19 protein-coding genes are annotated in these 19,571 nt (G+C 72.1%); 14 read left to right on the forward strand and 5 right to left on the reverse strand.

The annotated features are described in order from the left end of the window. The 3 genes from sucB to ACXJMZ_RS33930 all read left to right on the forward strand — a co-directional run. Positions 1–1,056: 2-oxoglutarate dehydrogenase, E2 component, dihydrolipoamide succinyltransferase (gene sucB, locus ACXJMZ_RS33920; protein ID WP_457033863.1), on the forward strand; the 1,056-nt coding region annotated here is incomplete at its 5' end. Between the two features lie 126 nt (positions 1,057–1,182). Continuing rightward, entirely contained in the window at positions 1,183–1,698 is a 516-nt protein-coding gene (locus tag ACXJMZ_RS33925) for a DUF4240 domain-containing protein (protein WP_457033864.1), read from the forward strand. Between the two features lie 113 nt (positions 1,699–1,811). Continuing rightward, the gene (locus ACXJMZ_RS33930) at positions 1,812–2,414 is read left to right on the forward strand and encodes a phosphoribosylanthranilate isomerase (RefSeq protein WP_457033865.1); all 603 of its coding nucleotides are present in this window, start codon (positions 1,812–1,814) and stop codon (positions 2,412–2,414) included. 13 nt (positions 2,415–2,427) lie between these two features. Here the strand turns inward: ACXJMZ_RS33930 and ACXJMZ_RS33935 are convergent, their stop codons facing one another. Continuing rightward, positions 2,428–3,330, reverse strand: a complete 903-nt coding sequence (locus ACXJMZ_RS33935; protein ID WP_457033866.1) for a DUF2510 domain-containing protein — start codon at positions 3,328–3,330, stop codon at positions 2,428–2,430. Positions 3,331–3,396: 66 nt separating this feature from the next. Beyond that, entirely contained in the window at positions 3,397–3,897 is a 501-nt protein-coding gene (locus ACXJMZ_RS33940) for an N-acetyltransferase family protein (protein ID WP_457033867.1), read from the reverse strand. A gap of 107 nt (positions 3,898–4,004) precedes the next feature. On the opposite strand from ACXJMZ_RS33940, the gene ACXJMZ_RS33945 reads away from it, so the two are divergent. The 3 genes from ACXJMZ_RS33945 to ACXJMZ_RS33955 all read left to right on the forward strand — a co-directional run bounded on the left by ACXJMZ_RS33945 (position 4,005) and on the right by ACXJMZ_RS33955 (position 7,418). After that, entirely contained in the window at positions 4,005–4,910 is a 906-nt protein-coding gene (locus ACXJMZ_RS33945) for a TIGR01777 family oxidoreductase (protein WP_457033868.1), read from the forward strand. Positions 4,911–5,198: 288 nt separating this feature from the next. Further along, entirely contained in the window at positions 5,199–6,524 is a 1,326-nt protein-coding gene (locus ACXJMZ_RS33950) for an NAD(P)/FAD-dependent oxidoreductase (RefSeq protein WP_457033869.1), read from the forward strand. Positions 6,525–6,749: 225 nt separating this feature from the next. Further along, positions 6,750–7,418 carry a cation:proton antiporter domain-containing protein gene (locus ACXJMZ_RS33955; RefSeq protein WP_457033870.1) on the forward strand — a complete coding sequence of 223 codons (669 nt, stop codon included), beginning with the start codon at positions 6,750–6,752 and terminating at the stop codon, positions 7,416–7,418. Here the strand turns inward: ACXJMZ_RS33955 and ACXJMZ_RS33960 are convergent. Continuing rightward, complete coding sequence (locus tag ACXJMZ_RS33960) at positions 7,355–9,121, reverse strand: regulator (RefSeq protein ID WP_457033871.1); 1,767 nt, start codon at positions 9,119–9,121, stop codon at positions 7,355–7,357. The genes ACXJMZ_RS33955 and ACXJMZ_RS33960 overlap by 64 nt on opposite strands. Before the next feature lie 298 nt (positions 9,122–9,419). On the opposite strand from ACXJMZ_RS33960, the gene ACXJMZ_RS33965 reads away from it, so the two are divergent. The 7 genes from ACXJMZ_RS33965 to ACXJMZ_RS33995 all read left to right on the forward strand — a co-directional run bounded on the left by ACXJMZ_RS33965 (position 9,420) and on the right by ACXJMZ_RS33995 (position 16,596). Then, positions 9,420–10,181 carry a 3-hydroxybutyrate dehydrogenase gene (locus tag ACXJMZ_RS33965; RefSeq protein WP_457033872.1) on the forward strand — a complete coding sequence of 254 codons (762 nt, stop codon included), beginning with the start codon at positions 9,420–9,422 and terminating at the stop codon, positions 10,179–10,181. A gap of 52 nt (positions 10,182–10,233) precedes the next feature. Then, positions 10,234–11,598, forward strand: a complete 1,365-nt coding sequence (locus tag ACXJMZ_RS33970; protein ID WP_457033873.1) for an MFS transporter — start codon at positions 10,234–10,236, stop codon at positions 11,596–11,598. A 64-nt stretch (positions 11,599–11,662) separates the two neighbouring features. Next, positions 11,663–13,429, forward strand: coding sequence for a helix-turn-helix domain-containing protein (locus tag ACXJMZ_RS33975; RefSeq protein ID WP_457033874.1), 1,767 nt, complete (start codon positions 11,663–11,665; stop codon positions 13,427–13,429). A 228-nt stretch (positions 13,430–13,657) separates the two neighbouring features. Further along, positions 13,658–14,428, forward strand: a complete 771-nt coding sequence (gene lipB / locus ACXJMZ_RS33980; protein ID WP_457033880.1) for a lipoyl(octanoyl) transferase LipB — start codon at positions 13,658–13,660, stop codon at positions 14,426–14,428. A gap of 123 nt (positions 14,429–14,551) precedes the next feature. Further along, positions 14,552–15,505, forward strand: a complete 954-nt coding sequence (locus ACXJMZ_RS33985; RefSeq protein ID WP_457033875.1) for a lipoyl synthase — start codon at positions 14,552–14,554, stop codon at positions 15,503–15,505. Positions 15,506–15,615: 110 nt separating this feature from the next. After that, positions 15,616–15,822: a hypothetical protein gene (locus ACXJMZ_RS33990; protein ID WP_457033876.1), complete on the forward strand. Its 207-nt coding sequence runs from the start codon at positions 15,616–15,618 to the stop codon at positions 15,820–15,822. A gap of 84 nt (positions 15,823–15,906) precedes the next feature. Then, positions 15,907–16,596 carry a DUF4191 domain-containing protein gene (locus ACXJMZ_RS33995; protein ID WP_057232962.1) on the forward strand — a complete coding sequence of 230 codons (690 nt, stop codon included), beginning with the start codon at positions 15,907–15,909 and terminating at the stop codon, positions 16,594–16,596. A 78-nt stretch (positions 16,597–16,674) separates the two neighbouring features. Here ACXJMZ_RS33995 and ACXJMZ_RS34000 read toward each other — a convergent pair whose 3' ends face one another. After that, on the reverse strand, positions 16,675–17,142 hold the full coding sequence (locus ACXJMZ_RS34000) for an RDD family protein (RefSeq protein ID WP_457033877.1): 468 nt from the start codon (positions 17,140–17,142) through the stop codon (positions 16,675–16,677). Positions 17,143–17,400: 258 nt separating this feature from the next. On the opposite strand from ACXJMZ_RS34000, the gene glnA reads away from it, so the two are divergent. Further along, positions 17,401–18,813 (forward strand): type I glutamate--ammonia ligase, encoded by a 1,413-nt coding sequence (gene glnA, locus ACXJMZ_RS34005; RefSeq protein ID WP_457033878.1) that lies wholly within the window; start codon positions 17,401–17,403, stop codon positions 18,811–18,813. Positions 18,814–19,316: 503 nt separating this feature from the next. On the opposite strand, the gene ACXJMZ_RS34010 is transcribed toward glnA, so the two are convergent. Then, the coding region (locus ACXJMZ_RS34010; protein ID WP_457033879.1) for a zinc-binding dehydrogenase at positions 19,317–19,571 on the reverse strand (255 nt) is incomplete at its 5' end.

A 19,571-nucleotide genomic window follows, 5' to 3' on the forward strand; every position in this document is an offset into this window, starting at 1 on the left:
GCCCCGGTCGCCGCCCCCGCTCCGGCTCCGGTTGCCGCTCCGGCCCCCGTGGCCGCTGCGCCGGCCGCTCCCGCCCCGGTCGCCGCTCCGGCTCCGGTCGCGGCTGCGCCGGTGGCCCCGGTTGCTCCGGCCGCCGACGGCTCGGACGCCTACGTCACCCCGCTGGTCCGCAAGCTCGCGGCCGAGCAGGGCGTCGTGCTCTCCGCTGTCACCGGCACCGGTGTCGGCGGGCGCATCCGCAAGCAGGACGTGATCGCCGCCGCCGAGGCCGCGAAGGTCGTCCCGGCCGCCGCGCCGGCCGCCGCCGCACCGAAGGCCGCCGCCGTGGCGTCCCCGCTGCGCGGTCAGACCGTCAAGATGACCCGGATGCGCAAGGTCATCGGCGACAACATGATGAAGGCCCTGCACGAGCAGGCCCAGCTGACCAGCGTGGTCGAGGTGGACATCACCAAGATCATGAAGCTGCGCGGCAAGGCCAAGGACTCCTTCCTCGCCCGCGAGGGCGTGAAGCTGTCCCCCATGCCGTTCTTCGTCAAGGCCGCTGCCCAGGCGCTGAAGAGCCACCCGGTGGTCAACGCCCGGATCAACGAGGCCGAGGGCACCATCACCTACTTCGACTCCGAGAACATCGGTATCGCGGTGGACTCGGAGAAGGGTCTGATGACCCCGGTCATCAAGGGTGCGGGCGACCTCAACCTCGCCGGTATCTCCAAGAAGACCGCCGAGCTGGCCGGCAAGGTCCGCGGCAACAAGATCAGCCCGGACGAGCTGTCCGGCGCCACCTTCACCATCAGCAACACCGGCTCGCGCGGTGCGCTGTTCGACACCGTGATCGTGCCGCCGAACCAGGCGGCCATCCTCGGCATCGGCGCCACCGTCAAGCGCCCGGTCGTCATCGAGGTCGACGGCAGCACCGTCATCGGCGTCCGTGACATGACCTACCTGTCGCTCTCCTACGACCACCGCCTGGTGGACGGCGCCGACGCCGCCCGCTTCCTGGTCGCGGTCAAGGAGATCCTCGAGGCCGGCGAGTTCGAGGTCGAGCTCGGCCTGTAAGGGCCGCGGTTCCACCGCGTTCTGCTCACGGAACCCCGCGTAGTCCACTCGGACGGCGCGGGGTTCCGCGTTTCGCGGGCCACATCACGTGCGGGACACCGGTCGAGCGGCGATGCTGGAGCGGTGATGTACGAGACGGACTTCTGGCAACTGATCGACGAGACCAGGGACGCGGCCGAGGGCGATCCGGACGACCAGGCCGAGGCGCTGGTGGAACGGCTGGCGCAGCTGACGCCGGATGATGTGGTGGACTTCGCCCGGCTGTTCGAGGCGCGGTTCCAGCGCGCCTACCGGTACGACCTGTGGGCGGCGGCGTACCTGATGCTGGACGGCGCCTCGGAGGACACCTTCGACTTCTTCCGGTGCTGGCTGATCGGCCAGGGCCGGGAGGTCTTCGAGGGCGCGCTGCACCAGCCGGACGACCTGGCCGAGCTGGTGCCGGACTTCGACGAGGAGGAGGACGGCGATGCCGAGGACCTCGGCTACGCCGCCGACGAGGCGCACGAACAGCTGACCGGCCTGCCGCTGCCGGACCTGGGGACGCGGCAGCCCCGGCAGCCGGAGGGCGACAGCTTCGACTTCGAGGACGCCGGGCAGATGGCGAAGCGGTTCCCCCGGCTCTGGGAGCTGTACGGGGGCTGACGCCGGCTCAGGCGGCGGGGCCGTGGGTAGTGCCTGCGGGCCGGTGGGCGCGTACCGTACTCGGGTCGAGGGGTACGGGCCTCTTGCCCAGCGAAGCGGGAGACGTCGGGACAGTGTTCGTCAAGATCTGCGGTCTGAGCACCGCGCAGGACGTCGCGGCCGCCGTCGCGGCCGGTGCCGACGCGATCGGCTTCGTGCTCACCGAGAGCCCGCGCCGGATCGAACCGGCAGCCGCCCGGCGGCTGGCCGAGCAGGTGCCCGCCGGGGTCCTGACGGTGGCGGTGTTCGGCCGGGAGCCGTCGGCGGAGGTCCGGCGGGCCACAACGGCGGCCGGGGTCGGTGCCGTCCAGCTGCACGGCGACCACCCGCCCGCCGCCTTCGCCGAACTGCGGGACCTCGGACTGCAGCTGGTCCGGGCCACCTCGGCCGCGGCCGGGGCGGGCGCGGTCTGTGGCGACTTCGGCGAGGACCTGCTGATCCTGGACTCGCCGGTGCCCGGTTCGGGCGAGCCGTGGGACTGGTCCGAGCTGGGCGCCAACCCGCCGAGCGGATCGTGGATGCTGGCCGGCGGGCTCAACCCGGCCAATGTGGCCGATGCGATCGCGGCGGCCCGGCCGTGGGGCGTGGACGTCTCCAGCGGGGTCGAGGTGCGGCGCGGGGTCAAGGCCCCGGCGCTGATCACGGAGTTCGTCCGCCGGGCCAAGGCGGCGGGCTGACGGCCCGTCGGACCTAGACCGACACCCCGGTACCGGTGCCACCGCCGGTGCCGCCGGGCAGTGGGCGAATGGCGGCGACCAGTTGGTCGAGCAGTTCGGGCGAGGGCGCGTCCGGGTGTTCGTCCGCCGAACCGACCAGCACGGTGAAGCCGCCACCGGCCGCCCGGACCGCCACCACCAGGACGTAGCCGGGGACGCCCTTCACCGGGTCCACCCGCCAGCGTTCGGCGTGCCCGGTCACGCCCGCCACCGTCACCGGGGCCGAGACCACGGTGCGGGTCGAGGTGAGGTCGCCGTACAGGAGCGGCGCGTAGGTGGCCATCTCCGCCCGGGCCACCGCCTGGGCGGAGGCGCCGTCGGCCCGTTCGGCCACCACGGAGAAGTTGGCCCGGACGCAGCTGCCGCTGCCGACGTCGCAGGAGTACGGCTTGGTGGAGAACTGCAGGGTCACCTTGTCGCCGTGGTCGTCGATCCTCCAGCCGGCCGGTACCGGCACCTCCCAGCCGCGCGACAGCTCCTGCACCGAGCGGGTGGAGGGCAGCGGGGCGCGGCTGGGCTGCGCCGGGCTGGGGGTCAGCGTCGGACTCGGCGTCGGGGTGGGACTGGGCGTGGGGGTCTGGCTCTGGCTCGGGGAAGCACTGCTCGTCACCACCGGCGGCGCAGCCGACGGCGCGCGCACCGGATCGTCGCCCCGGGTGGCCCAGACCAGCGCCCCAGCCCCACCGGCCAGTACCGCCAGCACCAGCGCGATCACCAGACCGACCTTGAGCCCGCGCTTCGGCTTGGCGCCCGGCACGCCGCCCACCGGGCGGATCTCGGCGGTCCACGCCTCGCCGTCCCACCAGCGCTCCTGGGCAACCCCGTCCGGCCCCGGGTCGAGCACGGGGTACCAGCCGGGCGGCGTCGAGTAGGTCACGGCGGTACCGTACCGTTCACGCGTTCGCCCCGTCAGCCGCTTGGCACTTGACGGTCCGTCAGGTCCTCAGGGCCGGCGGCCCATCCAGACGTCGTCCACGTACGCGCCGTCCAGCCAGAACTCCTCCGGCAGGATGCCGGTCACCTCGAAGCCGCAGCGCTCGTAGAGGCGCCGGGCGGGGGCGTTGTGGGCGAGCACCCGGAGGGTGATCCGGCGGATGCCGTCGGCGCGGGCCAGGTCGCAGGCGGCCTCGATCAGGGCTCGGCCGATGCCCTGGCCGCGGGTCTCGGGGTCGACCACGAAACCCTGGATCTGGCGGATGTGGCCGTTGCTGGCCAGCGGGGTGGCGGGACCCTGGTGGATGTATCCGACGATCCGGCCGGCCGACTCCGCAAGCAGGAAGTGCTCGGGCGGGCGGCGCTCGCTGAAGAGTTCGGCGTCCGGCTCGGGCGGGGGGACCACGTCGCTGAGCCAGGACCAGGAGACCCGGTCGAGGCGGGCGAGCTCCGGCTCGTCCTGCTGCCGTGCGGTACGTATCGTCAGGTCAGCTGCGCCGTTCGCTCCCATGGCCGCCATCGTAGGCGACCACCTGATGGCCCTGCCGGGACATTTGCAGCGGCCGTTCCGGCGGGCCTGACCGGCAGCCGGGCGGGCCCGGCTGCCAGGATGGGGCCATGCGTATCGCGGTGACTGGGTCCACAGGTCTGATCGGTTCGGCGCTTGTCCGCTCGCTGTTGGCGGACGGGCACGAGGTGGTGCGGTTGGTGCGGCAGCGGTCCAGGACCGGGGTGCAGCCGGACGGCACCGTCGGGGTGGGGTGGAACCCGCACCTGCTGCAGATCGACCGGGCCGGGCTGCACGGGGTGGAGGCGGTGGTGCACCTGGCGGGGGCCGGGGTCGGTGACCGGCGCTGGACGGACGCGTACCGGCAGGAGATCCGGGACAGCCGAGTGCTCGGCACCGAGACGCTGGCCGCCGCGCTGGCCGAGCTCAAGGAGCCGCCCCGGGTGCTGGTCAGTGGTTCGGCGGTGGGCTTCTACGGCCAGACCGGGCATCAGGTGATCGACGAACAGGCGCCGCCCGGGGACGACTTCCTGGCCCGGGTCTGCGTGGAGTGGGAGGCCGCCACCCGCCCGGCCGAGCAGGCGGGCGTCCGGGTGGCGCACGCCCGTACCGGCCTGGTGCTCTCCGCGAAGGGGGGCGCGGGCGGGCGGCTGTTCCCGCTGTTCCGGCTGGGTCTCGGCGGGCGGCTGGGCGACGGGCAGCAGTACTGGAGCGTGATCTCGCTCGCCGACGAGGTGGCCGCGCTGCGCTACCTGATCGACACCCCGGAGCTGTCCGGGCCGTTCAACCTGGCGGGCCCCGAGCCGGTCACCAACGGCGAGTTGACCGAACTGATCGGCCGCGCGATGGGCCGACCGACCGTCTTCGCGGTGCCGGAGTTCGCGCTCAAGGCGGTGCTCGGCGAGATGGCGGTGGAGGTGGTGGGCAGTCACCGGGCGGTCCCGGCCCGGCTGTTGGCGGCCGGCTTCCGATTCCGACACCCGACGGCGGAGGCGGCGGTGCGGGCGGCGGTCTGACCCGGCGCGGCGGCAGGCGCCGTCCGACCCGGGCGCAGGGGGGCGCACGGCAGCAGGTATCCGGCGCATCGCGCGCCTCTGGTGACCGTACGCGCCCGCCGACCGTCGAACGCGCGCTTCCGGCGCACAGTCCGTGACCGTGCCCCGCCGCCAGTTCCCACTCCTCCCGATTCAGGCCCGACTCCCGGCCTGATCCGCGGATTGACGGGGCATCACATGCTCGGACCGTGTCCCGGCACCCTGCGGCCTGCCCGGCCGCAGCCCCGGGACCAGGGAGGGAGCACACTCGTGCCCGCACATGACTTCACCCGCCGTACCCGCCGCCAGTCCGACCCGGACGTCGTGGTGGTCGGGGCCGGACTCGCCGGGCTGGCCACCGCCCGCGCGCTGACCGCCCGGGGCCTCACCGTGCAGGTCCTGGAGGCCACCGAACGGATCGGCGGCCGGGCGGCCGGGCGGGAGCTGGACGGCTTCCGCCTCGACCACGGCGGCGCGCTGCTGAACACCGACTTCCCCGAGCCGGGCCGGGTGCTCGACCTGGAGCGGCTGGAGCTCAGCCTGCTCGCCCCGGGCGTCCTGGTGCACAGCGCCGGGCGTCGCCATCGGTTCGGCGATCCGCAGCAGACCCCGGCCAGGCAGGCCACCGCCCGGGGGCCGCTGGGCAGTCCGCTGGACCGGGCCCGGCTCGCCTCGACCTTCGGCCGGCTCGCCACCACCCCGGTGCCCCGGCTGCTGGCCCGCCCGGAGACCACCACCGCGCGGTCGCTGACCGACCGCGGTCTGCCGCCGCGCACCGTGGACGGCCTGCTCCGCCCGCTGCTCGGCGCCCTGCTCAGCGACCCGGCGCTCGGCACCAGCAGCCGGGTCGCCGACCTGGTGCTTCGCTCGTACGCGCGCGGGCGGCTCTGTCTCCCGGCGGCCGGACTGGCCGCCGTACCGGCGCAGTTGGCCGAGGGCCTGCCCGCCGGGACGCTCCGGCTCGGGGTCCGGGTCACCTCGGTCGCCGCCGACGGCGTGCAGACGGCCGCGCACGGCCGGGTCGCCGCCCGGGCCGTGGTCCTGGCCACCGACGCGCAGTCGGCCGCACTGCTGCTCCCCGGGCTGCGGGTGCCGGACTTCCACCCCGTCACCACGTACTTCCACGCCGCCGACCGCTCACCGCTGGACGAGCCGGTGCTGCTGCTCGACGCCGACCGGCCGCAGGGCCGCCCGGTGCTCTCGCACTCGCTGGTCCTCAGCGACCTGCACCCCTCGTACGCGCCGCCGGGACGGGCGCTGGTCGCCACCACCGTGCTGGGCCGGCGCCGGTTCGACCAGGGCGGCCCGGCCGGGTACGAGCCGGTGCTCCGCCGCCGCCTGGTGCACCTCTACGGCTCCGCCGCGGCGCACTGGGAGTTCCTGACGGTCCGGCACGTCCCGGACGCGGTACCGGCGATGCCGCCGCCGCACAACTTCCGCCGCCCGGTCCGGCTGCTGGCCGGCCTGTACGTCTGCGGCGACCACCGGGACACCAGCACCGTCCAGGGCGCCCTGGTCTCCGGCCGACGGGCCGCCCAGGCCGTCCTGCGCGACCTCCGCGTCCCGGTTACGGCGGCCGAGGCCGAGGCCGCGTAACGCCTCCGGCGGGGCTCGGGGCGGGCGAGGCGAGCCCCCGCAGGGGCTCGGGGAACGGCGACGGTTCGTGGCTGGCGGGTATCACTGCGAAAGTGCCTGACCGTCTACGCACGGATCACCTTGTACGAGGTCGGCGTCGCAGTTCCCCGAGCCCCTGCCTTCCGAACCACGTCCGTAAACAGCGGGCCTCTGCGGGGACGGTGGGCCAGCGTGCCGATATGACTCATGGTCGGACATTCCGCCGAAGACGTCGACGCGATCGCGATCGGCGCGGGCGCCCTGATCAACCGTGACCCGCTGAACGGCGCCTTCGCCGGCCTGGCGCTGACCACCACCGCGCTCGGCACCATCCTGCCGATCCTGGTGCTGGCCGTGATGGTCAGCGCCGCGATCTGGCTCAGCCTGGACATGCTGCTGGGGGCCTTCACCGCCGGGATCATCTCCCGGCTGCTGCTGTCCGACGTGCCCGAGGCGGAGGAGGAGGTGATCGACGCCAAGCTGGAGGGCATCGGCTTCGGCTTCCTGGTGCCGGTGTTCTTCGTGGTCAGCGGTATGAACTTCGACCTCGACGCACTCCTCTCCGACCCCGGCACCCTGCTGCTGGTCCCGATCTTCCTCCTGCTGTTCGCCGCGCTGCTGGCTCCGCCCGAACTGGGCGGCCGGGACCGGGTGGCGCTCGGCCTGTTCGGCGCCACCGCCCTGCCGCTGGTCGTGGTCATCACCACCATCGAGGTCGAGGCCGATCACCTGCCGTCCTCCACCGCCGCAGCCCTGGTCGGCGCGGGCATGCTCTCCGTCCTGCTCTTCCCGCTGCTCGCCCAGCGCCACTCTCAGATCACCCCCGACTGCCGGGCCGCTTCGTCGAAGGCGCGGGCGGACTGGTTGGCCCGGTAGGGGATCAGGCGGCGGTGGAAGTCGCGCAGGTACTCGACCGTGCGGGCGGAGCGCATCTCACCCGCCGCCCGGAGTGCCTCGGTGGCCAGGGTGCAGGCGTCGTCGATCTCGCCGAGGCCGAGGCGGGAGCCGGCCAGCACCAGGCGGCAGAGGATGCGGCTGCGGGCGTAGGCCGGGGCCCGTAGGCGGAGCGACTTCTCGGCGTGCTGGGCGGCCGGGCGCCACTGCTGAAGGTCGCGGTAGCAGTGCGCGAACTCGTCGGCCAGCTGCGCCTCGTCGAAGTAGCGTGCCCAGGAGGGCAGTTCGTCGTTGGGGCGGGCGATGCCGAGGGCTCGCTCGCAGCGGACCAGAGCTGTGGTGCAGGAGCGTACGTCGCCGAGCAGGGCGTGGCCGCGGGCCTCGGCCGCGTGCATCAGGGACTGCACGGTGGGCGCGGCGGCCGCGCCGACGCCCTGCTGGGCGACCCGGGCCAGCTGGATCGCCTCCCGGCCGTGGCCGAGATGGACGGCCTGCTGGCTCATCGTGGTGAGCACGTAGCCGCCGAGCACCCGGTCACCCGCCGCCTGGGAGAGCCGCAGGGCCTGGACGAAGTACCGCTGGGCCAGGCCGTGCGCGGCGATGTCGAAGGAGGTCCAGCCGGCCAGCCGGGTCAGGTCGGCGACCGCGCCGAACAGCGCCCGGCCGATCTGCTCGCCGTACCGGCCGCGCAGCATCGGCTCGGCCTCGCTCTCCAGGTACCGGACCAGCGCCTGGCGGGCGTGGCCGCCGCCGTACGCGTGGTCCAGCGCGCGGAACAGGTCGCCGACGGCCCGGATCGCGGCGATGTCCCCCCGGCCGACCCGCAGCGGCGGGCGCTGCTCCCGGGCCTCGGCGGCCTCCAGGGCGGACTGCGGCATGGCGCCGCGACTCTGGGTCGGCACCCGCAGCAGACCCGGCTGAGAGGCCCGTACGGCGCTCCGGGCGGCGGGCAGGCCGGGGCGGACTCCGGGCGGCTGCGGACGGCCTGACGAGGCATCAGGGGCCCCTGCGGGCAGGCCGGGGACGGAGCCGTCCCGGGCGACCCGCTCGTCGGTGCGGCCGATCAGCCAGTCCCGGCTGGGCACCACCAGGCCGGCCGGGGTGAAGGCGATCCGGCGCAGCTCGGACTGCTGGCCGGTGTCCTTGTGCCACATGCTGGCGACGATGTCCACCGCCTCCTGCGGGCTCTCGGCGAACTCCAGGCCCGCGTACACCGGGGCGCAGGCCTCGAGACCGATGTCCAGCGCGGTCAGCCGCCGCCCGAGCCTGCGGGTGAACACCTCGGCGATCAGCGCGGGGGTGGCGCCCCGGGGCTGCTGGCCACGCAGCCAGCGGGTCACCGAGGTCTTGTCGTAGCGCAGGTCGAGGCCGTGCTCCAGGCCGAGTTGGTCGACCCGGCGGGCCAGCCCGGCGTGCGAGAAGCCGGCCTCCTCGATCAGCGCGGCGAGCCGGGGGTTCAGGGTCTTGTCCAGCCCGGACGGACCGGACGTGCCCGCTGGGCCCGCTGGGCCTGCCGCGCCTGACGGACCGGCAGCGCCCGCGGCCGCCACCGCGGCGACCTGCGGTGACACCTCGGGCGACCCGCCGGGTGTGGCCCCGGACGGCCCCTCGCGCGGATCGAGGTGCGGGTCGAGCGGGTCGAGCGGTCCGTACGCCGGGCTGTCGGTTGCAGGCCGTTGGGGCATATCAGTCACACCTCTCGAGCGCCTCACCAGTCCCCCCGGTGCATGGAGCGGCGCCCCCTGTCGGGAATCGGCGTGAATGTAGCGAGCATTTCGCCGCTATGGGTGGATCTGGGCGGGCAATCCTCCGAACGGGTGAAGCAATGGCGCCCGTTGTAGGGAAGGTGTCGCGGCGGGTGTTTGGCTGGACCGGGCTCTTCGGCCCGACCACCCGCATGGCGCCGGTCGCCATGAACCCGCCCCGACCTGTGGCTGCCCGGCACATAGGAGTGAGCGCCGTCGGTTTCTACCGTTCTCGGCCATGGACACCACTTCAGCCCACTCGCTGGCCGGCCGTACGGCGCTGGTCACCGGGGCCGCCTCGGGGATCGGCCGGGCCTGTGCCGAGGCCTTCGCCGCAGCCGGCGCCCGGGTCTACATCGTCGACCTCGCGGCCGAGCCGGCCAAGGAACTCGCCGCCCGGATCGGCGGTGAGGCGATCGTCGCCGACCTCTCCGACCCGGCTGCCGTGGACGCGCTGCCGGACGACGCCGACATCGTCGTCAACAACGCCGGCCTCCAGCACGTCGCGCCGGTGCACGAGTTCCCGCCGGACCGGTTCGCGCTGATCCAGCGGGTGATGGTGGAGGCCCCGTTCCGAATCCTGCGCCGCACCCTGCCGCACATGTACGAGCAGGACTGGGGACGGGTCGTCAACATCTCGTCCGTGCACGGGCTGCGGGCCAGCGCCTTCAAGTCGGCGTACGTGACCGCCAAGCACGGTCTCGAGGGGCTGAGCAAGACCGTCGCACTGGAGGGCGCCCCGTACGGCGTCACCAGCAACTGCATCAACCCCGCCTACGTGCGCACCGCCCTGGTGGAGAAGCAGATCGCCGCCCAGGCCCTGACCCACGGCATCCGCGAGGACGAGGTGGTGGAGCAGATCATGCTCGACCGCACCGCCGTCAAGCGGCTGATCGAGCCCGACGAGGTGGCCCAGCTCGCCCTCTGGCTCTGCTCCCCGCACGCCTCCTACATCACGGGGGCCAGCCTGCCGGTCGACGGCGGCTGGACCGCACACTGACCTCCCCCGCCCTCCCCTGCACTCCCGCCCCGCAACCAGACAGGTGACCCCCATGGCCAGTTCTCCCGACGCAGCGAGAACCCGAGGAGCATCGCTCCGCAAGGTGGTCGGCGCCAGCCTGATCGGCACCACGATCGAGTGGTACGACTACTTCTTGTACGGAACAGCCGCCGCGCTGGTCTTCAACAAGGTGTTCTTCCCCAACTCCGACCCGCTGACCGGTACCCTGCTGTCCTTCCTCACCTACGCGATCGGCTTCGCCGCCCGGCCGATCGGCGCGCTGGTCTTCGGGCACTTCGGCGACCGGATAGGCCGCAAGAAGCTGCTGGTGCTGAGCCTGCTGCTGATGGGCGGTTCGACCACCCTGATCGGCTGTCTGCCGACGTACCATCAGGCGGGCGTCGCGGCACCGCTGATGCTCACCGGGCTGCGGCTGGTGCAGGGCTTCGCGCTCGGCGGCGAGTGGGGCGGCGCGGTGCTGCTGGTCTCCGAGCACGGGGACGCCAAGCGGCGCGGCTTCTGGGCCTCCTGGCCGCAGGGCGGTGCGCCGGCCGGAAACCTGCTGGCGGCCGGCGTGCTCTCGCTGATGACGGCCGTCCAGTCCGACGCGGACTTCGTCGCCTGGGGCTGGCGGGTGCCGTTCCTGCTGTCCGCGCTGCTGGTGATGGTCGGCCTGTGGATCCGGCTCTCGGTGGACGAGTCGCCGCTGTTCAAGCAGGCGCTGGCGGCCTCCGAGGCCCGCAAGAAGCTGGCTCCTGAGCAGCCGCCGCTGGTCGCGGTGCTGCGGCACCACTGGCGTGAGGTGCTGACCGCGATGGGTGCGCGGATGGCGGAGAACATCTCGTACTACGTGATGACCACCTTCGTGCTGGCCTACGCAGTCGGCCACGTGCACCTGCCGAAGCAGACCGCGCTGAACGCGGTGCTGATCGCCTCGGCGATCCAGTTCGCGCTGATCCCGCTGTTCGGGGCGCTCTCGGACCGGATCGGCCGTAAGCCGGTCTACCTGTTCGGCGCGGTCGGGGTCGGGATCTGGGCCTTCGTCTTCTTCGGTCTGGTGGACACCAAGAGCTTCGGCTCGCTGCTGCTGGCGATCACCGTCGGGCTGTTCTTCCACAGCGCGATGTACGCCCCGCAGGCGGCCTTCTTCTCCGAGCTGTTCGCGACCAGGATGCGGTACTCGGGCGCCTCGATCGGCTCCCAGTTCGCCTCGGTGGCAGCCGGCGCCCCGGCCCCGCTGATCGCCACCGCGCTGCTCAAGGACTACGGCAGTTCGACCCCGATCGCGGTCTACGTGGCGATCGCCGCGGCGATCACCGTGGTCGCGGTGGTCTGCGCCCGGGAGACCCGGGGCCGCGACCTGGCCGAGATCGGCGAGGACGCACCGGCTCCGGCCGGGCAGCCCGTCGGCGTCTGACCCTTCCCGGAACGTCCGGTACCGCTTCGGTACCGGACCCCGGCGCCAGGGCGCGCCCGCGGCCGTGCTGGCCGAGATCGACGACGCCACCTGGCTGGCCCTGCGGGTGCACCGGACGATGCGTCAGCACCGGCGCCGGGAGGCCGAACTGACGGCGCTCTTCGACACCGCAGGGGACCTGGCCGCCTCCCGCGACCTGGACGCGGTGCTGCAGGCGATCGTCCGCCGGGCCCGGATGCTGCTGGGCACCGACACCGCGTACCTGACCCTGCCGGACCAGGCCGCCGGGGACACCTACATGCGGGTCACCGACGGCTCGGTGTCAGTTCTGTTCCAGACCCTGCGGCTGAGCCTGGGCGACGGCCTCGGCGGCCTGGTGGCGCAGACCGCCCGGCCGTACGCCACGCCGGACTACCGGACCGACGCGCGGTTCCACCACACCGGCAAGATCGACGCCGGGGTGCTGGACGAGGGCCTGGTGGCGATCATCGGCGTCCCGCTGCTGCTCGGCGGCCAGGTGATCGGCGTGCTGTTCGCGGCCGACCGCTCGCCCCGGGCGTTCTCCCCCGACGAGGTCGCGCTGCTCTGCACGCTGGCCGCGCACGCCGCGATCGCCCTGGACACCGCAAAGGCGCTGGCCGACACCCGGGCCGCGCTGGCCGAACTGAACACCGCCAACGAGGTGATCCAGGCCCACTCCGCCGCCGTCCAGCGCGCCGAACGGGCCCACGACCGGCTCACCGACCTGGTGCTGCGCGGCGCCGAAGTCCCGGACGTGGCGGCCGCGGTGGCCGCACTCCTCGGTGGCGAGGTGGGCGTACGCGACGCCGAGGGGCTCGTACTGGCCGGGCGCACGCCGGGAGCTGACGGACTGTCGGATGCGGTCGCCGCCTCGCGCGCCGAGGGCCGCGCCGTCCGGGCCGGCGACAGCTGGGTCTGCGCGGTGCTGGCCGGGCAGGAGCCGCTCGGCAGCATCGTGCTGCACGACCGGCCCGACCTGGACGACGCCGACCGCCGCCTGTTCGAGCGGGCCGGAGTGGTCACCGCCCTGCTCCTGCTGCTCCGCCGCTCGGTCGCCGAGACCGAGAACCGGGTCCGCGGCGAACTGCTGGCCGACCTGCTCAGCTCCCCCGACCGCGACCCGGCCGGGCTGACCGCCCGGGGCCGCCGGCTCGGTGTCGACCTGGGCCGCCCGCACCTGGTGCTGGTCGCGATGGTCTCCGCCGCCGACCGGGCCCGGCTGGCGGGCGCGGCCTCCCGCTACCTGTTCGGCTCGCGCGGGATCAGCGCCGAGCACGGCGAGACCGTCGTGCTGCTGCTGCCGGAGGACGGCGGCAGCACCCCCGGCGACGCGGCCGAACTGGCCGCCGACCGGCTGGCCCGGTTGGCCGGGGTGCCGGTCACGGTCGGCGCCGGCCGGGTCGCCACCGGGCCGGTGGCACTCGCGGCGGCGTACACCGAAGGGCTGCGCTGCGTCCGGGCGTTGGGGGTGCTCGGCCGCGAAGGTGACGGTGCGTCGGCGGCCGACCTCGGCTTCCTCGGCGTGCTGCTCGGCGACGGTCACGACGTGGCCGCGTTCGTCGGCGCCACCCTCGGCCCGCTGCTCGACTACGACACCCGCCGGGGCACCGAGCTGGTCCGCACCCTGCGCGCCTACTTCGACTGCGGCGGCAGCCTGACCCGGGCCAAGGACGAGCTGCACGTCCACGTGAACACCGTGGTCCAGCGCCTCGACCGGGTCGAGATCCTGCTCGGCCACGACTGGAACCACCCGGAACGCTCGCTCGAACTCCAGCTCGCCCTGCGCCTGCAACTTCTCGCCGAGAGGTAGCCAGGCACCACCAGGGGCTCGGGGAACGGCGACGGTTCGTGGCTGGCGGGTCACACTGCGAAAGTCCCTGACCACCTACGCGACGATCACCTTTTCCGAGGTCGGCGTCGCAGTTCCCCGAGCCCCTGGCGGGTGCCTGGCCGAGCAAAGCGGGGCGTACAGTTTCGGGGTCGGTCTCGAACGCCATGGCAAGGAGCAGCGGTGAGCGAGCAGGTACGTTTCGTCCGGATGGGCATAGGCGAGCGGTCGGTGCCGTACGAGGAGGCCTGGGCGGAGCAGCAGCGGCTGCACGCGCTGCGGGTCGCGGACGAGATCCCGGACACCGTGCTGCTGCTGGAGCACCCGCCGGTGTACACCGCGGGCAAGCGGACCAACCCCGAGGACTTCCCGCTCGACGGCACCCCCGTGGTGCAGGTGAACCGGGGCGGCGAGATCACCTGGCACGGCCCCGGCCAGCTGGTCGGGTACCCGATCGTGAAGCTGCCGGACCCGATCGACGTGGTCGCGTACGTCCGTCGGCTGGAGGAGGCGCTGATCCGCGCCTGCGGCGAGTTCGGGGTGGGCACCACCCGGATCGAGGGCCGCAGCGGGGTCTGGGTGCTCGGTGCGGACATCCCCGGCGCCGTGCCGGACCCGTCCCAGGTGGTCGAGATCGGCAAACTCACCCTTCGGATGGGACTGCCGCTGGGCATCGACCCCCGGCTGGCCGGGCCGGAGTACGCGGCGTCCAACGCGGGCCAGCGCGGCGACGACCGCAAGCTCGCGGCGATCGGCGTGCGGGTCGCGCGCGGCGTGACGATGCACGGGTTCGCGCTGAACTGCGACCCTGAGATGACGTGGTTCGACCGGATCGTGCCCTGCGGCATCCGGGACGCCGGGGTCGGCTCGGTCAGCTCCGAGCTGGACCGTGACTTCGGGGTCGGCGAGGCCCTCCCGATCGTGGAACGCCACCTGCGCGAGGTGCTGGCCGAACTGCCGGAGCCCGCGCTGACCCGCTGAGCGGGAATGCGCAGCGCCGCCGGAGCGCTGTGCCCCCTGCGAATGCAGGGTGCAGGCCCGGTACAAGCCCTACAAGCACAGGCGTACCCTGGGTGGTACCCCGTCTAGTTCTAGGAGTCGCACGTGTCCGCTGTCGCGCCCGACGGCAGGAAGCTCCTCCGCCTGGAGGTCCGCAACAGCGAGACCCCCATCGAGCGGAAGCCCGAGTGGATCAAGACCCGGGCCAAGATGGGCCCCGAGTACAACGCCCTCCACTCCCTGGTGAAGAAGGAGGGGCTGCACACGGTCTGTCAGGAGGCCGGCTGCCCCAACATCTTCGAATGCTGGGAGGACCGCGAGGCGACCTTCCTGATCGGCGGTGACCAGTGCACCCGCCGCTGCGACTTCTGCCAGATCGACACCGGCAAGCCCGCCGACTTCGACCGGGACGAGCCGCGCCGGGTGGCCGAGTCCATCGTCACGATGGACCTGAACTACGCCACCATCACCGGTGTCGCCCGTGACGACCTGCCGGACGGCGGGGCCTGGCTGTACGCCGAGACGGTCCGCCAGGTGCACGCGCTGACCGCCGACCGGGCGACCGGCCGGACGGGCGTCGAGCTGCTGATCCCGGACTTCAACGCGGTGCCCGAGCAGCTGGCCGAGGTCTTCTCGTCCCGCCCCGAGGTGCTGGCGCACAACGTCGAGACGGTGCCGCGGATCTTCAAGCGGATCCGCCCGGCGTTCCGCTACGAGCGCTCGCTGGACGTCATCACCCAGGCCCGCGCGGCCGGTCTGGTGACCAAGTCCAACCTGATCCTGGGCATGGGCGAGACCCGCGAGGAGGTCAGCCAGGCGCTGGCCGACCTGGTGGGCGCGGGCTGCGAGCTGATCACCATCACCCAGTACCTGCGGCCGTCGGTGCGGCACCACCCCGTCGAGCGCTGGGTGAAGCCGCACGAGTTCGTCGAGCTCCAGCAGGAGGCCGAGGAGCTGGGCTTCGCCGGCGTCATGTCGGGCCCGCTGGTCCGCTCCTCGTACCGGGCCGGGCGGCTGTACCGCCAGGCGCTGGAGCACCGCGAGCGCGCGGGCGTCTGACGTACTTCGACCGGGGCCGGGGCGTGGAAATCACGCTCCGGCCCCGGTCTTTCATCGGGCTTTGACCGGCGGGTCACCGTCCGGTAACACCTTGGTGAGATGCTGGCACCATGCCGAAGACGACCGGAATCCTCCCCTTCGCGATCATGGCTGTCGCTCTGCGGCGCACCGAGCAGCTGCTCCTGACCGGCGGCCAGCAGCGGGCCCGCCTGAACGCCTGGTCGGCCGTCTGCGAGAACCGCCGCCATGCGGCGGACCGCTCCGAGGCCGCCTCGCTCCTCCCCGCCGAACGGGCCGGTTCGCTGCGGCACGCCTGATCTGTGACCTGCGTTGATGCCCCCGGGTTGCAGTTTGGGGGCGCCCTTGGATATCCCGTGCCCTCGCCACGTACCATGAGCGTTATGGCGAGGCAAAAATCGGATACCCCTGGGCGGCTCAGTCAGATCCGCCAGGCGTACACAATGACCAAGAAGGTCGACACCAAGATCGGCCTGATCATCGCGGCCGTCGGCCTCATCACCTTCGGCGTGTTCCTCGCCATCGGCTTTGTGATCGACCACCCGATCTACCTGGGTATTCTCGGCTTCATCGTGGGCTTCCTGGCCATGGCGATCGTCTTCGGGCGACGCGCCGAGAAGGCGGCCTTCGGCCAGATGGAGGGTCAGCCGGGCGCCGTCGCGGCCGTGCTGAACAACATCCGCCGTGGCTGGAGTGCCAACTCGACCCCGGTCGCGGTCACCCGCAACCAGGACGCGGTCTACCGTGCGATCGGCCGTCCCGGCATCGCGCTGATCGGCGAGGGCAACCCGAACCGGGTCCGCAGCCTGCTGGCGGCCGAGAAGAAGAAGATGGCCCGCGTGGTCGGCGACGTCCCGGTGCACGACATCGTGGTGGGCAACGGCGAGGGCGAGGTGCCCCTGAAGAAGCTCCAGGTGCACCTGATGCGCCTGCCGCGGGCGATCACCCCGGGCCAGGTCACCGAGACCAACGACCGGCTGCGCGCCCTGGGCGACCTGCTCTCCAAGGCGCCGATCCCCAAGGGCCCGATGCCCAAGGGTGCCCGGATGCCCAAGGGCGGCCAGGCTCGCTGACCGCCCTCCCCCACCGACACACCACGGCCCCGCTGCGAGACTCTCGCGGCGGGGCCGTTCGACTGTGCTGACCTCGGGTCAGATCCGCACCTCGACGGTGCCGACCGCCTTGTCGTGCAGACCGCGGGTGTCCCGGTCCCAGACCACGGCCGGGACCACCAGGCAGAGCAGCAGGGTGCGCAGCAGCACCTGCGGGATGGACGCCCGGCCACCGTCCAGCCGGACCACCCGCAGCCCGAACAGCCGCTTGCCGACCGTCGTGCCGGTGGTGGCCATCAGCACCACCGTGATGACGTAGAACAGCGGCAGGGTCCACATGTTGGCGCTCGCCGCACTGCCCTGGGCGATCAGCCCGTACGCGACCAGGCTGCACAACCAGCTGTCGACGCACAGCGCGCCGATCCGCCGCCCCGGGCCGGCCAGCGCGCCGGGGCCCTCCTTGGGCAGGCCGAGGCGCTCACCGCGGTAGCCGAAGTCGGTGCCCATCCGCTCGGCGGCAGTCTTCGGGCCGTCGATCCACGATCCCAACGCTTCTCTGGTGTCCACGAATCCACACTATCCGGGCAGTGCGGACGATCTTCGGGCCCCTCCCCCCGTACGGGTGATTCCGCCCCGACCGGCCTTCCGGAGTGGTCCAGACCACTTGTCGGCCACCCTCTCGGCAGGGGTGGCGTTTTGCCCGGAACCGTACGCGTTTGCCGCCCGTCGGACCCGCGCGGTTAACATTCAGGAAACGGTGGAGTCACCAACCGGAAACGGCAGATTCCTAGGGTGAGCCACCACACCGCCCGCTGAGGAGGATGGATGTTCAACAACGCCGCCGAGGTCAAGCAGTACATCGCGGAGAACGACATCAAGTTCATCGACGTGAGGTTCTGCGACCTACCGGGCGTCATGCAGCACTTCTCAGTGCCTGCGGCGACCTTCGACCCGTCCGAGACGCTGATGTTCGACGGCTCGTCGATCCGTGGCTTCCAGGCCATCCACGAGTCCGACATGGCACTCGTCCCTGACCTGAGCACCGCCCGGCTCGACCCGTTCCGGAAGGAGAAGCACCTCAACATCAACTTCTTCATCCAGGACCCGATCACCGGCGAGGCCTACAGCCGGGACCCGCGCAACATCGCCAAGAAGGCCGAGGCCTACCTCGCCTCCTCCGGCATCGCCGACACCGCGTACTTCGGGCCCGAGGCCGAGTTCTACGTCTTCGACTCGGTCCGCTTCGAGACCACCGCGAACGCCTCGTACTACCACATCGACTCCGAGGCCGGCGCCTGGAACTCCGGCTCCGCCGAGGGCGACGCCCGTGGCTACAAGGTCAAGTACAAGGGCGGCTACTTCCCGATCCCGCCGGTCGACCACTTCGCCGACCTGCGCGCCGAGATGTCCCTCGAACTCGCCGCCGCCGGCCTGGAGGTGGAGCGCCAGCACCACGAGGTGGGCACCGCAGGGCAGGCCGAGATCAACTACAAGTTCAACACCCTGCTGCACGCCGCCGACGACCTGATGCTGTTCAAGTACATCATCAAGAACGTGGCCTGGCGGAACGGCAAGACCGCCACCTTCATGCCGAAGCCGATCTTCGGCGACAACGGCTCGGGCATGCACGTCCACCAGTCGCTGTGGACCGCGGGTACCCCCCTCTTCTACGACGAGCAGGGCTATGCGGGCCTCTCCGACACCGCCCGCTACTACATCGGCGGCCTGCTCAAGCACGCCCCCTCGCTGCTCGCCTTCACCAACCCCTCGGTGAACTCCTACCACCGCCTGGTCCCCGGCTTCGAGGCCCCGGTCAACCTGGTCTACTCCCAGCGCAACCGCTCCGCCGCGATCCGGATCCCGATCACCGGCTCCAACGCCAAGGCCAAGCGCATCGAGTTCCGCGCCCCCGACCCGTCCTCCAACCCCTACCTCGCCTTCGCCGCCATGCTGATGGCCGGCCTGGACGGCATCAAGAACAAGATCGAGCCGCTCGAGCCGGTCGACAAGGATCTCTACGAGCTCGGCCCGGACGAGCACGCCTCCGTCCCCCAGGTCCCCGCCTCCCTCGGCGCCGTCCTGGAGGCCCTGGAGGCCGACCACGAGTACCTCCTCGCGGGCGGCGTCTTCACCCCGGACCTGATCGAGACCTGGATCGACTTCAAGCGCACCAACGAGATCGCCCCGATCGCCCTGCGGCCGCACCCGCACGAGTTCGAGCTGTACTACGACCTGTAGGGGCGCCTCTGACCTGCGGAAACGCAGTTTGATCTCTCATCGTTTCCGCAGGTCAGCACAGCTCTGACCTGCGGAAACGCGGTCTGGCCAACTCGCATCGAACACTCCAGGACTCGCGATGTGAAATGAGAGTGCACTGAGTTCGATCTCCGAGTGAGTTCTGTGTAGTGCCTGCTACGGACTCCCGGATACTGCGGCATACCCCGTCGACAACCAGTACCTCAGGGCGCAGAACCCCAGGAATCAAACCCTGACTGGGCCTGACGACCCGGTGCGTGATGTGGCGGGGATGTGACTAGGTGTTCTGTCCCGGGAGGTTGTGGACGGGTGGGCCAGGTCTCGACTGAGGGATATTGAAGGGGTTTGACCCAGATACGCCAGAAACCCGCCAGAACTTGATCTTGGCCTGCTGAGTGCCTGACGCTGTCGGGGATCTTGGCGATGACGGTCGGCCATGCCCTCGACATCTCAGTCTCCAAGATCCCCGACCTCGTCACCCGCGATCAGCTCTGCGTCTCCTCGCGGCGTCCAACAGCGGCCGCATCGGGTATGACGAGCAGCTTGCCGGTGGTACGCCGAGCCTCCAGATCGCTGTGGGCCTGGGCGGCCTCGGACAATGCGTAGCGGCCCGTTACGGTGACCTCAAGCGCCTTGGAGCGCACCCACTCGAACACATCGGCGGCCCGTCGGAGCAGTTCGGACCGATCGGCGATGAAGTCCCCGAGGCTGGGCCGGATCAGGGTCAGCGAACCGCCGTG

The sequence above is a fragment of the Kitasatospora sp. P5_F3 genome (genome assembly GCF_054049135.1).

What these genes read in the sequence shown, in the direction of transcription:
- ACXJMZ_RS33925 (WP_457033864.1), top strand. Translation starts at nt 1,183, where the DNA reads ATGTACGAGACGGACTTCTGGCAACTGATCGACGAGACCAGGGACGCG.
- ACXJMZ_RS33940 (WP_457033867.1), bottom strand. Translation starts at nt 3,897, where the DNA reads ATGGGAGCGAACGGCGCAGCTGACCTGACGATACGTACCGCACGGCAG.
- ACXJMZ_RS33945 (WP_457033868.1), top strand. Translation starts at nt 4,005, where the DNA reads ATGCGTATCGCGGTGACTGGGTCCACAGGTCTGATCGGTTCGGCGCTT.
- ACXJMZ_RS33955 (WP_457033870.1), top strand. Translation starts at nt 6,750, where the DNA reads ATGGTCGGACATTCCGCCGAAGACGTCGACGCGATCGCGATCGGCGCG.
- ACXJMZ_RS33960 (WP_457033871.1), bottom strand. Translation starts at nt 9,121, where the DNA reads ATGCCCCAACGGCCTGCAACCGACAGCCCGGCGTACGGACCGCTCGAC.
- ACXJMZ_RS33965 (WP_457033872.1), top strand. Translation starts at nt 9,420, where the DNA reads ATGGACACCACTTCAGCCCACTCGCTGGCCGGCCGTACGGCGCTGGTC.
- ACXJMZ_RS33970 (WP_457033873.1), top strand. Translation starts at nt 10,234, where the DNA reads ATGGCCAGTTCTCCCGACGCAGCGAGAACCCGAGGAGCATCGCTCCGC.
- lipB (WP_457033880.1), top strand. Translation starts at nt 13,658, where the DNA reads ATGGGCATAGGCGAGCGGTCGGTGCCGTACGAGGAGGCCTGGGCGGAG.
- ACXJMZ_RS33990 (WP_457033876.1), top strand. Translation starts at nt 15,616, where the DNA reads ATGCCGAAGACGACCGGAATCCTCCCCTTCGCGATCATGGCTGTCGCT.
- ACXJMZ_RS33995 (WP_057232962.1), top strand. Translation starts at nt 15,907, where the DNA reads ATGGCGAGGCAAAAATCGGATACCCCTGGGCGGCTCAGTCAGATCCGC.
- glnA (WP_457033878.1), top strand. Translation starts at nt 17,401, where the DNA reads ATGTTCAACAACGCCGCCGAGGTCAAGCAGTACATCGCGGAGAACGAC.